The sequence below is a fragment of the Streptomyces sp. NPDC038200 genome, from assembly GCF_055600785.1.
The window spans coordinates 219,798-236,168 of the sequence record NZ_JBVJYH010000008.1; the positions used below are offsets into that span (position 1 = coordinate 219,798).

Genomic DNA, 16,371 nt, shown 5'->3' on the forward strand with positions numbered 1-16,371 from the left:
TCCCCGACGAAGACGCCAACTGCCCACGATGTGCATGTGAGTTTGCTCACGACCTCACGGGCAAACCGGTCAATTCCGGCCGCCCATCCGGGCCAGCGAAACGGACATTGACCCCCTGAAGCTGCCATTCCGCTCCTGATCATGGCGACTGGGACACCTGGCACCGGCTGGCGGCTCGTAGCGGTACGTCCGATATGGACCGAATGCGGATCCACGGCTGGTAACGCACCCCTCACAGGACGTCACGGAGGTCACAGCTCGGTCCACTGCCCTTGTTGGAGATCCTGCACTGTGCTGGAATTCCACGGACCGCCGCAGGATCGAACCGGCGCAGGGGCGCACCACAGCGCCGAGCGGCGGTGAGATAGGGGGGAACCGCGCCGGTCACTCAAGACCACCGGTGGGCGCATTCAGGGCGCTCTCCACAACGCCGACACCGTGTCCCTCCGTTCGCGCGGAGGGGCGCCTGGTCCAGAGGTTGCGACGCTAGTGCAGGGACGTTTCAAGAGGGATGGCAGCGCTTCGGCGGAGCCGGAGCCGCACGGCGGGACTGCCCCCACGAAAGGCAGCTCCGTGCCCCAGCACGCCCAGACCCCGGGCCCTGCCCCGTCCGGAGACGGCGGTGAGCGCGGCGGCCGGTCCGGCGGCTCGGCCTCGTCCACGACGGCGGCGCCCGCGGGCAACCCCACCCCGACGGTGAAGCCCACCCCGGGCGTGACCGGCCCCGGTTCGCGGCTGGCCCTGCGCAACTGGCGCATCTCGACCCGTCTGGTGTCGCTGCTCGCGCTGCCCGTGGTCGCGGCCACGTCGCTCGGCGCGCTGCGTATCGACCAGAACATGCAGGACATCCAGCAGCTCGACAACATGAAGCTGCTGACGGACATGACCAAGCAGGCCACCGAACTGGCCCAGCAGCTCCAGGACGAGCGCGACCAGGCGGCCGGCCCCCTGGCCCACGGCGGACTGAAGGCGAACGACTACCAGATCAAGGGTCTTCAGGAGAAGACCGACCGGGCCCGCGAGAACTTCCTCGACGCCTCCGAGCAGATCGACGCGGCCAGCAAGGACGGCAACCTCCAGGGCGTCCGCGACGCGCTCGTGGGTCTCGCCAACCAGCTGGACGACCTGGCCAAGATCCGGCAGAAGGCCTACACGTCCAAGGACAACGCCTCCCAGACGGTCGAGTCGTACCACCGCCTCATCACCCAGCTGATCGGCCTCTCGCAGGACATGGCCGAGGCGTCCAGCAACCCGGAGATGATCTCGCGCACCCGCGCCCTGGCGGCGTTCTCCACCGCCAAGGAGTACGCCTCCGTGCAGCGCGCCATGATCGCCGCCGCGCTGCCCGCGACCACGGACACCAAGGGCGACCTCTCCGAGAACGACCGCCTCTACGGCCAGTCGGCGTACGAGAGCGAAGGCTCCGAGCTGGCGATCTTCCGCAAGATCTACGCCGACCAGAACGCCGAGGAACTCCTCAAGCCGATCGACGAGGGCAACCCGACGATCGAGTCCGCCGACACCTACGCCAAGCGTTCCTTCGAGTCCCCGGACGGCCTCCAGCAGCTGCCGGCGCGCTCCTACAAGGACTGGGTGGACGACAGCTCGACCAAGATCGAGCAGATGAAGAAGATCGAGCACACGCTGCTCGAGGAGATGGAGCAGAAGGCCCGCGAGCTGAAGAGCGCCACCCAGCAGGACGCCATCATCTCCGGTGCGCTGATCCTGCTCGTGCTCGGCGTGTCGCTGGTCGGCGCGTTCGTCGTGGCCCGCTCCATGATCCGCTCGCTGCGCCGGCTCCAGGAGACCGCCACCAGGGTCGCCCAGGACCGCCTGCCCGAGCTGGTCAAGCAGCTCTCCGAGTCCGACCCGCAGGACGTCGACACGTCCGTGGAGTCGGTCGGTGTGCACTCCCGGGACGAGATCGGCCAGGTGGCCACGGCCTTCGACGACGTGCACCGCGAGGCGGTCCGCCTCGCCGCCGAGCAGGCCCTCCTCCGGGGCAACGTCAACGCGATGTTCACCAACCTCTCGCGCCGCTCCCAGGGCCTCATCCAGCGTCAGCTCTCGCTCATCTCCGAACTGGAGTCCCGCGAGGCCGACCCGGACCAGCTGTCCTCGCTGTTCAAGCTCGACCACCTCGCGACGCGTATGCGCCGTAACGGTGAGAACCTCCTCGTCCTCGCCGGTGAAGAGCCCGGCCGTCGCTGGACCCGCCCGGTCCCGCTGGTCGACGTGCTCCGCGCCGCCGCGTCCGAGGTGGAGCAGTACGAGCGCATCGAGCTGGCCTCGGTCCCGACGACCGAGGTCGCCGGCCGCGTCGTCAACGACCTCGTGCACCTCCTCGCCGAGCTGCTGGAGAACGCCACCTCGTTCTCCTCCCCGCAGACCAAGGTCAAGGTCACCGGTCACGCGCTGCCCGACGGCCGCGTGCTGATCGAGATCCACGACACCGGTATCGGCCTCTCCCCCGAGGACCTCGCGGCGATCAACGAGCGGCTCGCCTCGCCGCCCACCGTGGACGTCTCCGTCTCCCGCCGCATGGGTCTGTTCGTGGTCGGCCGGCTGTCGCAGCGCCACGGCATCCGCATCCAGCTCCGTCCCTCCGACTCCGGTGGTACGACCGCGCTGGTCATGCTCCCCGTCGATGTCGCCCAGGGCGGCAAGAAGCCCGCTCCCGGCAAGCCCGGTGCGCCCTCGACCGGTGGCCCCGCCGCCGCGCAGGCCGCCGCGGGTGCGGCCGCGGCCCGGCGACAGGCCGGCAACGGCAACGGCGGCGCCCTCGGCGGCGGTCCGGCCGGTGGCGGTCTGCTCGGTGCCGGTCCGGCCCCGCGCGGCCAGGTCGGCTCCGCCCAGGGCCCCCGGGCCGCGCTGCCCGGCACGGGCCAGGGCGGCCGTCCCGGTGCGCCGGGCGGAGCGCGCGGTCCCCAGGGCGGTCCCGGTGCCCCGCAGGGCAACCGGCCCATGCCCGCCGGTGCCGGTGCGGGTGGCTTCGGCGGTCAGACGCCGGGTGCCCCGCAGGGCCTCCAGGCCGCCAACCCGGCCGGGCCGCAGCAGGACCTGTTCGGCGGCGGCGGACGTACCCGCAAGCGCGCCGGCGCCCCCGGCGACCAGGGCCGCCAGCCCCAGCTGCCGCCGCGCGGCGGTCCGCGGGCCGAGCTGCCCGGCGGTGACCCGCAGTCCCGGACCCCGGACTGGAGCGACGCCCAGGCCCCGCTGTCCCGCGCCTCGCTGGACACCCCGCGCGGCCATGACGAGCAGGATCCGACGCAGACCGCGCGCATGCCGCGCGTGGACGACCGGCAGGGTCCGGGCTCGACCTCGGAGATACCCCGGATCGACGCCCAGGGTCCGGCCGCGACCGGCGAGTTCCCGCGCCCCGAGCTGCCCGGTGCCGGCGGCTCCGCCCAGCACACGGGCCAGTTCGCCCGTCCGGACGCCGGCCAGCACACGGGACAGTTCGCGCGTCCCGACGCCGGCCAGCACACGGGACAGTTCGCCCGTCCCGACAACCTCCAGCAGACCGGCCAGTTCGCGCACCCCGACAGTGCGCAGCACACGGGACAGTTCGCCCGTCCCGACGCCGGCCAGCAGCCGGGCCGCTTCGGCGGTCCCGCCGACGGGCAGGGCACCGACCCCTTCCTCCGCCCCGACGTGTTCGGCACGTCGGCGACCGGACGCCCGGACGGCAACGGCGGGCAGAGCACGGGCCAGTTCCCGGCCCCGCAGGCGCCGCAGGCGTACGACGGCGGCTACGACAACGGCTCCACCGGGCAGCACGCCCTGCCGGGCCAGAACGCCGGGCACACCGGGCAGTTCGAGCGCCCGCAGCCGGCCGGCCGTGACGACTTCGGCGCCCCGCGTCCGCAGGCCCCGGCCCCGCAGCGTCCGGGCCGCGCCGAGCCGGAGGCGCTGCCGCCGGCGAACAACCCGGGTGACGGTCGCACTCCGCTGTACGACACGCTGGAGACCAACTGGTTCCACGGCAGTCAGCAGCAGGAGAGCGCACCCGCTCCGCAGCAGCCGCAGCAGCCGGCTCCCGCGCCCGCTCCCCAGCGGTCCGCGTCGAGCACCGGCTCCTGGCGGACCTCGCCGAACGACGAACTCGTCCGGCAGGCCGAGCGCGTCCGGCAGCCCGCCGCGGGCGGAGTCACCACCTCCGGCCTGCCGCGCCGTGTACCCCGGGCCAACCTGGTGCCCGGCACGGCTCAGCAGCAACAGCACCAAGCCGGTCCGCAGGTCTCGCGTGCGCCTGACGACGTACGCGGACGGCTGACCAATCTTCGTCGGGGCATCGCTCAGGGCCGTCAGGCCGGCAGCGGCCAGACCGGCAGCTTCCCGAGCCCCACTCACCAGCAGGAGCGTTAGTTGAGTCCGATGAGCCAGGCGGCACAGAACCTGAACTGGTTGATCACCAACTTCGTGGACAACACCCCCGGGGTGTCCCACACCGTGGTGGTCTCCGCCGACGGCCTTCTGCTGGCGATGTCCGAAGGCTTCCCGCGGGACCGCGCCGACCAGCTGGCGGCCGTCGCGTCCGGGCTGACCTCGTTGACGGCCGGGGCCTCCCGGATCTTCGAGGGCGGCACGGTGGCGCAGACGGTCGTCGAGATGGAGCGCGGGTTCCTCTTCTTGATGTCCATCTCGGACGGGTCGTCCCTCGCGGTCCTGGCCCATCCCGAGGCGGACATCGGTCTCGTCGGCTACGAGATGGCACTGCTCGTCGACCGCGCGGGTGCGGTACTCACCCCGGACCTGCGCGCCGAACTCCAGGGAAGTCTGCTTCACTGACCTCCCCCGGCACCACCCACCTCACAAAAACACCGTCCGGCCGCCACAATCCCCCCACCGGCCCCGTCAGACGGCTTGACTGACCGACTTGCTGTCCCGCCCGGAGGATTCATGACCCCGCCCACCGCCCATCATGATCCGTACGCGGAGCCGTACGGGGACGAGGGCGACCAGCCGCTGGTGAGGCCCTACGCCATGACCGGCGGCCGGACCAGGCCCCGCTACCAGCTCGCCATCGAGGCGCTGATCAGCACCACGGCCGACCCGGCAGCGCTCATGGGACTGCTCCCGGAGCACCAGCGCATCTGCCACCTGTGCCGTGAGGTCAAGTCGGTCGCGGAGGTCTCCGCGCTGCTGGCCATGCCGCTCGGTGTGGCCCGGATCCTGGTCGCCGACCTCGCAGAGGCCGGCCTGGTCGCCATCCACCAGCCGGGTGGCGACGAGAACAACGGCGGCGCTCCGGACGTGACGCTGCTCGAAAGGGTGCTCAGTGGACTTCGCAAGCTCTGACGCGGGCCGGGCCACCACCTCGGCGAAGATCGTGGTGGCGGGCGGCTTCGGCGTGGGCAAGACCACGTTCGTCGGCGCCGTCTCGGAGATCAACCCGCTGCGCACAGAGGCCGTCATGACGTCCGCTTCGGCCGGCATCGACGACCTCACCCACACCGGGGACAAGACCACCACCACGGTGGCCATGGACTTCGGCCGTATCACCCTGGACCAGGACCTCATCCTGTACCTGTTCGGCACCCCCGGCCAGGACCGCTTCTGGTTCATGTGGGACGACCTGGTCCGCGGTGCCATCGGCGCCGTCGTCCTCGTCGACACCCGCCGCCTCGCCGACTGCTTCCCCGCCGTCGACTACTTCGAGAACAGCGGCCTGCCCTTCGTCGTCGCCCTCAACGGCTTCGACGGCCAGCAGCCCTACGCTCCCGAGGAAGTACGGGAAGCGCTGCAGATCGGGCCGGACACCCCGATCATCACCACGGACGCCCGCCACCGCGCGGACGCCAAGAGTGCCCTGATCACGCTGGTGGAGCACGCCTTGATGGCGCGGCTGAAGTAGGACTCAAATACGACGGGCCGTACGGCAGTTGTCGTAAAGGGATCGGAGCCGACTGTGGCCTTTGACACGGTCGGCTCCGGTGTTCATAACAGTTCGGCAGAGGAATCGCCGGGCATCACCACGCGACGCGGTCGGCTGGTGCCGCTGTGCGCACGAACGCCCCGCCTTTTGGCGGGGCTCGCTCTTTATGACCGTTTTATCTGGCGCTTACAACGGCCCCGTCACCGGGTTTCCACTGTTTGGAAGTGCGCTGGTCCACGTGCTGGAATGCCTGAACTGCCCAATGGTCGAAGACGTACTAAGTAGTGGTCTGTGGCGAACCGGGCTCTGAGAGACTGCGGCACGACGAAGGTGCCGACCGCCGAGAGGTTGTTGGTCGAGTGAGGCGAAGCAAGAACGGTCCCGAGCCGTCGGCGCGGGGCAACTTCACCCCGCCGCCGCGCGCTGCGGCGCCCACCCCCGTTCCCGCTGCGGAACCGGCGGCCACTCCCGCGTCCAGCGGCGGCCGTCTCTCCCCGCGGAACTGGCGGGTGCCGACCCGGCTGAACGCCATCCTGCTCATACCCGTGGCGGTCGGCCTCGTCATGGGCGGCTTCCAGGTGAAGAACTCGATCGACACCTGGCAGCAGGCCCGCGACGCCGAGAACACCGCCCGCCTGGTGCGCGCCGCCCTCGGTTACGCCGACGCTCTGGAGAACGAGCGTGACGTCACTGCGGCGCCGCTGCTGCTGAAGAAGAACAACGCGACCGGCAAGGCGACCGTCGAGCAGGCCCGCAAGGCCACGGACCAGGCCGCCGACACCTTCCACGAGGCGACGAAGAGCGCGCCGGACGAGTCCGGCCTGCAGCGCCGGCTGAAGCTGTTCGGCGAGGCCGAGCCCAAGCTGGCGCAGCTGCGACAGGATGCCTACACCTCCAAGAAGACCGGCGTCCAGACGGAGGAGGGCTACGTCGCCGTCGCCCACCCCCTGATGGAGTTCGCCAACGAGCTGGGCCTCGGCACCGGAAACATCACCTCCTACGGCCGTACCGTCTACGCCATCTCGCTGACCAAGGCGGCGCTGTCGCTGGAGCGCTCGATCGGCACGCATCTGCTGGTCAAGCCCGGCCCGGACGCCCCGAACCTGGCGACCCAGCGGGTCTCCCTGTCCTCGTACGCCTACCTCGAGCGCATCGCCATCGAGGAGTACACGGGCGGTGGCACCGAGGCCGACGCGCAGAAGCTCGACGACGCCAAGGAGAAGATCAAGGCGGACGGCGCCGCCATGGTCGAGAAGGCCAAGGCCGCGGACCCGAAGTACGTCGCTCCCCCGGCCGACCCGACCGACATGGTCACCCTGCTCGCCACCATGCAGGACACCAGCCCGCTCACCCGCCAGGGGCTGGCCGCCAAGGGCATCACCGCCGACAACTGGTGGGCGGCGAACACGCTGAAGTACAAGGCCTACCGCCAGATCGAGTCGGACCTCGCCGACAAGGCGGTGAACGAGGCGTCCGGTATCGCCGACGACGCCAAGACCTCCGCCTTCATCACCGGTGCGGTGGTCGTCATCGCCCTGCTGGCCGCGTTCATCCTGGCCGGTCTGGTGGCCCGCCAGATGAGCCGCTCCATGCGCCAGCTGCGCAACGCCGCCTTCGGCATCGCCGAGCAGCGGCTGCCGATGCTGGTCGACCAGCTGTCGCGCACCGATCCCGGCCGCGTCGACACCCGGGTCACCCCGATCCCGATCACCACCAAGGACGAGATCGGCGAAGTCGCCCGCGCCTTCGACCAGGTCCACCGCGAGGCGGTCCGGCTCGCCTCCGAGCAGGCACTGCTGCGGGGCAACATCAACGCGATCTTCACGAACCTGTCGCGCCGCAACCAGTCGCTGATCGAGGGCCAGCTGACCCTGATCACCGACCTGGAGAACAACGAGGCCGACCCGGACCAGCTGGAGAACCTCTTCAAGCTGGACCACCTGGCCACCCGTATGCGCCGCAACGGCGAGAACCTCCTGGTCCTCGCCGGCGAGGAGCCCGGCCGCCGCTGGGACCAGCCGGTGCCGCTGGTCGACGTGCTGCGCGCCGCCTCCTCCGAGGTGGAGCAGTACGAGCGCATCGAGCTGTCCGGCGTGCCGGAGGCCGAGATCCACGGCCGCGCGGTCACCGACCTCGTGCACCTGCTGGCCGAGCTGCTGGAGAACGCCACCACGTTCTCCTCCCCGCAGACCAAGGTCCGCGTCACCGCGACCCGTCTCCCCGACGGCCGCATCATGATCGAGATCCACGACAAGGGCATCGGCCTGACCGCCGAGGACTTCGCGGACATCAACCACAAGCTGGCCAACCCGCCGACCGTGGACGCCGCGATCTCCCAGCGCATGGGTCTGTTCGTGGTCGGCCGGCTGTCCGACCGGCACGGCATCCGGGTCCAGCTGCGCCCCTCGGGCGAGCAGGCCGGCACGACCTCCCTGGTCATGCTGCCGGACGCGATCACGCACGGCGGTGGCGGCGAGGCTCCGCTGGACCGCGAGGAGTTCACCGTCTCGCAGATCATCCCGGAGCAGCACTTCCAGGGTGAGAGCTTCGGCCAGCCGCAGCCCCTGCGCACCGCCGCGGAACTCGGCTTCGACGACAGCCAGTACGTGGAGGTCCCCGACGACATCCGCGGGCTGGACCCCGTCGGCCGGTCCCTGATGCGTGAGGAGCGCCGGGCCGCCCTGGAGGCCCAGTCCCACCAGCCCGACGAGCCGCAGCGGGAGTCCACCGGATACACGGACCCCTTCACCGGTCAGCAGGCGTACCAGGAGCAGCCGCAGCAGGCGTACGACGAGCAGCCGCAGCAGGCGTACGACGAGCAGCCCCAGCAGACGTTCGAGGCGCCGGCGTACGAGAACCAGCAGCACACGTCGTACGAGCAGCCGTACGAGCAGTCGTACGACGAGCAGTACTACGCGCCGAACGGCGAGCAGCCGCAGCACGACGGCTTCTCCTCCAACGGCGGCTATCCGGACCCCGCAGCGCCGTATGCGGAATCTGCCCAGACGCCGTCCTACCAGGACGACTGGCCGCAGCAGGACGGCTACCAGAACGGTTACCCGGCCCAGTACGCTCCGGAAGCGGAATCCTCACAGGCCACTGACGCAGGTGAGCGGAACCGCGTAGGCTTCGACCGTCCGGGAACGGCCTCCCCCGCCGCACACGGGCTGACCGACGCCGGGCTGCCCCGCCGCGGATCCGCCACGAGCGGTTCGAACGGCACCGGCTCCGCGAACGGCACGACGCGCGCGCAGCAGGGAACGCCGGCCCCCGGGAACGCGGCGGGAGCGAGCGGCGACAACGACTGGCGTTCGGCGAACGACGAGCGCTGGCAGCAGGCCTCGCAGCTCCGGAAGCCCAAGGCAGGCGGGGTCACCGCCTCCGGTCTGCCGCGGCGGGTGCCCAAGGCCAATCTGGTCGAGGGTTCCGCCGAAACCACCCCCCAGGGAGGCCCACAGGTCTCCCGCGCCCCGGAGGACGTCCGGGGCAGGCTGAGCAACCTGCGTCGGGGCGTCCAGCGCGGACGCAGCGCAGGCAGTGAAACGAACGGCCAGGCCCCCAGGAATCAGCACGGTGGGCCTGACAGCACCTACAACCAGGAGCGTTAGTGTGAGCCCGATGAGCCAGGCGGCACAGAACCTGAACTGGTTGATCACCAACTTCGTGGACAACACCCCGGGGGTGTCCCACACGGTGGTGGTCTCCGCCGACGGACTCCTTCTGGCGATGTCCGAAGGGTTTCCCCGCGACCGCGCCGACCAGCTCGCGGCCGTCGCCTCCGGTCTGACCTCGCTGACCGCCGGTGCCTCGCGCATCTTCGAGGGCGGCAGCGTGAACCAGACGGTTGTGGAGATGGAGCGAGGATTCCTCTTCATCATGTCCATCTCCGACGGTTCGTCGCTCGCGGTCCTGGCGCACCCGGAGGCGGACATCGGCCTCATCGGGTACGAGATGGCCCTTCTGGTGGACCGCGCGGGCACGGTCCTGACCCCGGATCTCCGTGCGGAGCTCCAGGGAAGCCTTCTCAACTAGTAATCGGACGGTGCGTATTCGTGTCCCGGGGCCGTAAGGTTTCGGGACGCGGCTCCACAGGGATGGGTGCCCGGCGCAGTCGGAGGAGGAGAAAGTGGCAACACCCCCAGGCGGTTCGTCTTCGGGCAACTGGTCGTACGGCCCTGCCCAGGGCCAGGGCGACGGTTCGGCGAACCGGTACAACTTCCCCTCCGCCCCCAGCCACCGGCAGCCGTACGCACCGCAGGGTCCCGGCCCGTCGCCGTACGACCAGCCGCAGGCCCCGCGCATCCAGCCGGTCCAGCCGCAGCGCCGCCCCGAGCCGGCTCCGGCCACGGCGAACAACAACCCCTTGGTGCGTCCGTACGCCATGACCGGCGGCCGGACCCGCCCGCGCTACCAGCTCGCCATCGAGGCACTGGTGCACACCACCGCCGCTCCGCACCAGATGCAGGGCCAGCTGCCCGAGCATCAGCGGATCTGCAACCTGTGCCGGGAGATCAAGTCGGTGGCCGAGGTCTCGGCCCTGCTGACGATCCCCCTCGGCGTGGCCAGGATTCTCGTCGCCGACTTGGCGGAGGCGGGCCTGGTCGCCATCCATCAGCCCGGCGGCGACGAGAACGCCGGTGGCCAGCCAGACGTGACACTGCTCGAAAGGGTGCTCAGTGGACTTCGCAAGCTCTAGCGGCGGTCCTTCCCGCTCCACCACCTCCGCGAAGATCGTGGTGGCGGGCGGCTTCGGCGTGGGCAAGACCACGTTCGTCGGCGCCGTCTCGGAGATCAACCCGCTGCGCACAGAGGCCGTCATGACGTCCGCTTCGGCCGGCATCGACGACCTCACCCACACCGGGGACAAGACCACCACCACGGTGGCCATGGACTTCGGCCGTATCACCCTGGACCAGGACCTCATCCTGTACCTGTTCGGCACCCCCGGCCAGGACCGCTTCTGGTTCATGTGGGACGACCTGGTCCGCGGCGCCATCGGCGCGATCGTCCTCGTCGACACCCGCCGCCTCGCCGACTGCTTCCCCGCCGTCGACTACTTCGAGAACAGCGGCCTGCCCTTCGTCATCGCCCTCAACGGCTTCGACGGCAACCAGCCGTACAACCCGGACGAGGTGCGCGAGGCGCTGCAGATCGGCCCGGACACCCCGATCATCACCACGGACGCCCGCCACCGCGCGGACGCCAAGAGTGCCCTGATCACGCTGGTGGAGCACGCCCTGATGGCGCGCCTGCGCTAGCCGCTCCCCGCTTCACGAAGGGGCCCTTCCCGCCGGGAGAGGGCCCCTTTGTCGTACCCCGGTGCCAGACTGGTCACCGCGGAGAGGGGGATGCGATGAGCGGTGCGGAGGCGGCCGCGTTACAGCTGGGGACGACCGTGGCGACGGCCGCGGCCCGGAGGTGGCTCGGAGGGACGCCGCGCGAGCGGGAACGCCGGACGGACCTGGCGGAGCTGATCCGGTCGCGGGTGTCGGGGCTGCGGTTCCAGCGGGGCGTGGAGCGGCAGTTCGAGGAGATCGCGGACGCGGTGTACGACCGGCTGGCGCCGTTCCTGGACAGGGAGTTCCCCGGCCTGGAGGAGAGCGGCCGGCAGGCCGTGATCGACGGCGTGTGCGACACCTTCGCGGCGGCGGACCTGCCGGAGACGGTCGCCCTGGCGGCGGACGTGAATCCGGCGGAGATCGTGCGCCGGGTGACGGGAGCCGTGACGCCCCCCGAGTGGTTCGGCGAGGCGGAGAGCCGGCTGTTCGAGGTGCTCTTCGCGGAGTGCGTCGAGTACTACGTACGGATCGTGCAGGGGTTGCCCGCCTTCGAGGAACGGGCACTGAGCGAGCTGCTGACGCGTACGACGTCGCTGGGCGCGGAGATCGCCCGGGTGCTGGAGCGCCTGCCGGACCGGTCCCTGTTCGCCCCGGAAGGCACGGACCGGGACGGCGAGTTCCGGTGGCGCTATCTGGCCCTGGTCAGCACGACCCTGGACGAGGTGGAGCTGTTCCGGCGCACGTCCGACCGGGCGGGGGCGCAGGTGCGGCTGTCGGTGGCGTACGTGAGTCTGCGCGCGACGGGTGACGACGGCAGCCGGCGCCGCCCGGTCCGCTCCCTGCCCGTGCTGCGTCCTGACATGAGCGACTGGGAGGAGCCCGGGAGCGAGAGCGCCGGGATGCGGGTGGAGGCGGCCCTCGGCGGAGCCTCGCGCGTGCTGCTGCGGGGCGAGGCGGGTTCGGGCAAGACGACGCTGCTGCGCTGGCTGGCGATCACGGCGGCGCGGGGCGCCTTCTCCGGCGAGCTGGCCGGCTGGAACGGCCTGACACCGGTGTTCGTGAAGCTGCGCGAGTTCAGCGGACGGGCCCTGCCCAGGCCGGAGGCGATGCTGGACTCGGTGGCCGGACAGCTCACCGGGGTCATGCCGAGGGCGTGGGTGGAACGCCAACTCGCCGACGGCAACGCCCTGTTGCTGATCGACGGTGTGGACGAGCTGCTGGACAGCGAACGGCGGGGCGTACGGGAGTGGCTGCGCAAGCTGCTGACGGCGTACGGCTCGGTGCGGGTCGTCGTCACCTCCCGCCCCGCGGCGGCACGTGCCGACTGGCTGCGCCGCGAGGAGTTCACGGCACTCCACCTGGACCGCATGGCGCCGCCCGACCTGGCGGCCTTCGTCCGGCAGTGGCACCAGGCCGTACGGGAGCTGGGCGACGACCTGCCGTGTGCCGTGGAGGAACTCCCCCGCTACGAGCAGTCGTTGCTGACGAGCCTGAAGGACCGCCCGCATCTGCAGTCCCTCGCCGGTACGCCGTTGCTGGCGGCGATGCTGTGCGCCATGCATCTCAACCGGGGCAGCCAGCTCCCCCGGGACCGGATGGAGCTGTACCGCAACGCCCTGCACACACTGGTCCACGAACGGGACGCGGACCGGAACGTGCCGAGCGCGGTGGACAGCCGGCTGAGCCTGAACGACAAGCTGGTGCTGCTCCGGGATCTGGCGTGGCGGCTGTCCGACAACAACCGCAGCGAGATCGGGCTGGAGCAGGCGGCGGTGCACGTCGGCAGGAAGCTCACGGGGATGCGGCATCTGGAGGAACAGGACGGCGCGCCGGTCCTGGAGCAGCTCCGGGACCGCTCGGGGGTCCTCCGCTCCCCCGCCGAGGGCCGCCTGGACTTCGTCCACCGGACGTTCCAGGAGTACCTGGCCGCCGAGGAGGCGACGGAGGAGGACCGCGTCGGCAACCTGATCGAGCGGGCGCATCTGGACCTGTGGCGGGAGACGATCATCATGGCGGCGGGCCATGCGAACCGTCCGCAGCGGGAGGAACTGCTGGGCGGCATCCTGGACCGGGCGCGAGACGAACCCCGGTACGGCAGGAAGCTGCGGTTGCTGGCGGCGGCCTGCCAGGAGACGGTCCCGGAGGTCTCCGAGGGGCTCGCCGGGCGGCTGGAGGAGGCGGTGGCCGAGCTTCTTCCGCCGCGCCGGGACACGGACCCGCCGAGGCTGGCGGCGGTCGGCCCGGGCCTGCTGCGGAAACTGCCCGGAACGCTGGACGACCTGACGCCCAAGGCGGCGGTACAGACGGTGCGGACCGTGGCGCTGATCGGCGGGCAGGAGGCCCTGGGACTCCTGGCGGGATACGCGGAGGACCGGCGCCGGGACGTGGTGGCCGCGCTCATCGACGCGTGGGCGTATTTCGACGCGGATGCTTACGCCGATCGGGTGATGGGTGGGCTTCCGCTGGAACAGCACTCGGTGGTGCTCACGCACTCGGCCCAGCTGCGTGCGACGGTACGGCTGAGGTCACTGACCTCGCTGAGGATCATGTTCGGACTACAGGACCTGGCCATCCTCGGTGAGCTTCCGCCGCTCCAGGAACTGGCGTGCAACGTGCGCGGCACAGCCGACCTGTCCCTGCTGAAGGCCCACCCCGGGCTCGAGAACCTCCAGCTGTTCGGCGATGCGGCGGTCCGTCATCCGGAGGCCCTGACCGATCTGCCCGAACTGCGCCTCCTCCAGTTGCCGCTCGGCGGCCCGGACGGCATCGAGGGCCTGCCGGTCCCGCCGAACCTCTACTGGCTGGCCCTCTCGGGAGTCACGGTGGCGACCAGCCTGGACTTCGTGACCCCGTTCACGGGCATCGAGTATCTGCACCTCGTCGGTAGGCCCGCCAGCCACCTGCCCGACCTGGCCCCCCTGTCCGCACTGACCGGTCTGCGCGGCCTGAACCTCTACAACTTCTACGTCCTCGACATCCTCGGGCAGTTGGAACCGGTCCATCCCAAGCTGATCGATCTCACTCTGCTCGACTGTTTCCTGCCCGACACACTCGACGGCCTGCGCGCCCTGAGCCGGCTGAGGCGGCTGGAGCTGGAGAACTGCCTGACTCCCGATGGCCCCGTCGCCCCGCCCGACCTTCCCGGCGTCACCGTCACCGTCCGCTGAACACACCGCGGCCCCGCCCTCCCCCAAGGGGGCGGCGGGGCCGCGGTGACGCGCGGAAAACTCAGTGCCAGCTGTGCGGTGCCCGGAAGCCGCCCTCGCGCTCCAGGCGGCGCCAGCCTGCCTTGGCGCGGGCCCGGTGCGTGACCGAGGGCTCCGGGCGGGCCGCGGCGCGGGCCATCAGGATGGCCGTGATGGCGGCGACTTCCTCGGGCTCGGCGTGGCCCTTCTCGACGCGGATGTCAGGAGTGCTCATGGGTGTCAGTCTCCGTGAGAGAGAGGTCCGCGGGATTGCCGCGGCGGGTCCGCTGGGTTACTGCGGGGGGTTGCCGTGCTTGCGCGAGGGCAGGTCGGCGTGCTTGGTGTGCAGCATCGCCAGGGACTTGCTCAGCACCTCGCGGGTCTCGGCGGGGTCGATCACGTCGTCCACCAGGCCGCGCTCCGCCGCGTAGTACGGGTGCATCAGCTCGGCCTTGTACTCCTTGACCATCTTCTGACGCATGGCCTCGGGGTCCTGCGCGTCGGCGATCTGCCGGCGGAAGATGACGTTGGCCGCGCCCTCCGCACCCATCACGGCGATCTCGTTCGTCGGCCACGCGTAGGTGAGGTCGGCACCGATCGACTGGGAGTCCATGACGATGTAGGCACCTCCGTACGCCTTGCGCAGGATGAGCGAGATCCTCGGCACGGTCGCGTTGCAGTAGGCGTACAGCAGCTTCGCGCCGTGACGGATGATTCCGCCGTGTTCCTGGTCGACACCGGGGAGGAATCCCGGCACGTCCAGGAGGGTGATGATCGGGATATTGAAAGCGTCACACATCTGGACAAAGCGCGCAGCTTTTTCGCTCGCTTCGATGTCCAGGACGCCGGCGAGGACCTGCGGCTGGTTGGCGATGATGCCCACCACCTGGCCGTCGAGGCGGGCCAGGGCGCAGATGATGTTGCGCGCCCAGCGCTCGTGGACCTCCAGGTACTCGCCGTCGTCGACGATCTCCTCGATGACCTTGGCCATGTCGTACGGCCGGTTGCCGTCGGCCGGGACCAGGTCCAGCAGGACGTCGCTGCGGCGCTCCACGGGGTCCGCCGAGTCCACCCGCGGCGGGTTCTCGCGGTTGTTCTGCGGGAGCAGGGACAGGAGATAGCGCACCTCGGCGATGCACGTCTCCTCGTCGTCGTACGCGAAGTGGCAGACACCGCTCGTCTCGGCGTGGACGTCCGCGCCGCCCAGGCCGTTCTGGGTGATCTCCTCGCCCGTGACGGCCTTGACCACGTCCGGGCCCGTGATGAACATCTGGGAGGTCTCGCGGACCATGAAGACGAAGTCCGTGAGGGCCGGGGAGTACGCCGCGCCGCCGGCGCACGGGCCGAGCATCACGCTGATCTGCGGGATGACGCCGGACGCCTTGGTGTTGCGCTGGAAGATGCCGCCGTAGCCGGCGAGGGCGGAGACGCCCTCCTGGATGCGCGCGCCGGCGCCGTCGTTCAGGGAGACCAGGGGCGCACCCGCCGCGATGGCCATGTCCATGATCTTGTGGATCTTGGTGGCGTGGGCCTCGCCGAGCGCGCCACCGAAGATCCGGAAGTCGTGGGCGTAGACGAAGACCGTGCGGCCCTCCACCGTGCCCCAGCCGGTGATGACACCGTCGGTGTACGGCTTCTTCGCCTCCAGGCCGAAGCCGGTGGCCCGGTGCCGGCGCAGCTGCTCGACCTCCTGGAAGGACCCGGGGTCGAGGAGCAGGTCGATCCGCTCCCGTGCCGTCAGCTTGCCCTTGGCGTGCTGCGCCTCGGTCGCCTTCTCGCTGGGGCCTGCCACGGCCCGGGCACGGATCTCGTGCAGTTCGGCGACCCGTCCGCGTGCGTCCGTCGGCTCGCCGGTCGGCTCACCCGTCGTCTCTTCCAAAACGGTCATGTAGCGACCTTACGAAGGACACGAAGAAAAGCGAGCCGTCGACTCTGTACAGTCTCCGGCCCGTTTTCCTGGTACCAGTGAACAGAACCATGGCGGCATGCAGCCGTTCCGACTGCTCAGGAGGCCGACTCCTTGTAGGTA

11 protein-coding genes are annotated in these 16,371 nt (G+C 70.6%); 9 read left to right on the plus strand and 2 right to left on the minus strand.

The genetic code is table 11. From position 1 onward, the window contains the following. The first annotated feature begins 489 nt into the window (after window positions 1-489). The 9 genes from ACZ7KF_RS19280 (at window position 490) to ACZ7KF_RS19320 (ending at window position 14,324) form a co-directional block, all read left to right on the plus strand. Window positions 490-4,368: a sensor histidine kinase gene (locus ACZ7KF_RS19280; RefSeq protein WP_471075959.1), complete on the plus strand. Its 3,879-nt coding sequence runs from the start codon at window positions 490-492 to the stop codon at window positions 4,366-4,368. A gap of 9 nt (window positions 4,369-4,377) precedes the next feature. Next, on the plus strand, window positions 4,378-4,791 hold the full coding sequence (locus ACZ7KF_RS19285; protein ID WP_014675212.1) for a roadblock/LC7 domain-containing protein: 414 nt from the start codon (window positions 4,378-4,380) through the stop codon (window positions 4,789-4,791). Window positions 4,792-4,902: 111 nt separating this feature from the next. Further along, window positions 4,903-5,301, plus strand: coding sequence for a DUF742 domain-containing protein (locus ACZ7KF_RS19290; RefSeq protein ID WP_009190816.1), 399 nt, complete (start codon window positions 4,903-4,905; stop codon window positions 5,299-5,301). Further along, window positions 5,282-5,857, plus strand: coding sequence for a GTP-binding protein (locus ACZ7KF_RS19295; protein WP_184970470.1), 576 nt, complete (start codon window positions 5,282-5,284; stop codon window positions 5,855-5,857). The genes ACZ7KF_RS19290 and ACZ7KF_RS19295 overlap by 20 nt, the downstream gene beginning before the upstream one ends. A 380-nt stretch (window positions 5,858-6,237) precedes the next feature. Beyond that, window positions 6,238-9,486, plus strand: coding sequence for a sensor histidine kinase (locus ACZ7KF_RS19300; RefSeq protein WP_471075963.1), 3,249 nt, complete (start codon window positions 6,238-6,240; stop codon window positions 9,484-9,486). Window positions 9,487-9,496: 10 nt separating this feature from the next. Beyond that, entirely contained in the window at window positions 9,497-9,910 is a 414-nt protein-coding gene (locus ACZ7KF_RS19305; protein ID WP_004983065.1) for a roadblock/LC7 domain-containing protein, read from the plus strand. Window positions 9,911-10,004: 94 nt separating this feature from the next. Further along, window positions 10,005-10,574: a DUF742 domain-containing protein gene (locus tag ACZ7KF_RS19310; protein ID WP_471075966.1), complete on the plus strand. Its 570-nt coding sequence runs from the start codon at window positions 10,005-10,007 to the stop codon at window positions 10,572-10,574. Next, window positions 10,555-11,136: a GTP-binding protein gene (locus ACZ7KF_RS19315; RefSeq protein ID WP_026248371.1), complete on the plus strand. Its 582-nt coding sequence runs from the start codon at window positions 10,555-10,557 to the stop codon at window positions 11,134-11,136. The genes ACZ7KF_RS19310 and ACZ7KF_RS19315 overlap by 20 nt, the downstream gene beginning before the upstream one ends. Before the next feature lie 95 nt (window positions 11,137-11,231). Beyond that, window positions 11,232-14,324, plus strand: coding sequence for an NACHT N-terminal Helical domain 1-containing protein (locus tag ACZ7KF_RS19320; protein ID WP_471075969.1), 3,093 nt, complete (start codon window positions 11,232-11,234; stop codon window positions 14,322-14,324). A gap of 61 nt (window positions 14,325-14,385) precedes the next feature. Here ACZ7KF_RS19320 and ACZ7KF_RS19325 read toward each other — a convergent pair whose 3' ends face one another. Next, complete coding sequence (locus ACZ7KF_RS19325; protein ID WP_059252785.1) at window positions 14,386-14,577, minus strand: acyl-CoA carboxylase subunit epsilon; 192 nt, start codon at window positions 14,575-14,577, stop codon at window positions 14,386-14,388. Window positions 14,578-14,634: 57 nt separating this feature from the next. After that, complete coding sequence (locus ACZ7KF_RS19330) at window positions 14,635-16,230, minus strand: acyl-CoA carboxylase subunit beta (RefSeq protein WP_471075973.1); 1,596 nt, start codon at window positions 16,228-16,230, stop codon at window positions 14,635-14,637. Window positions 16,231-16,371: the final 141 nt, after the last annotated feature.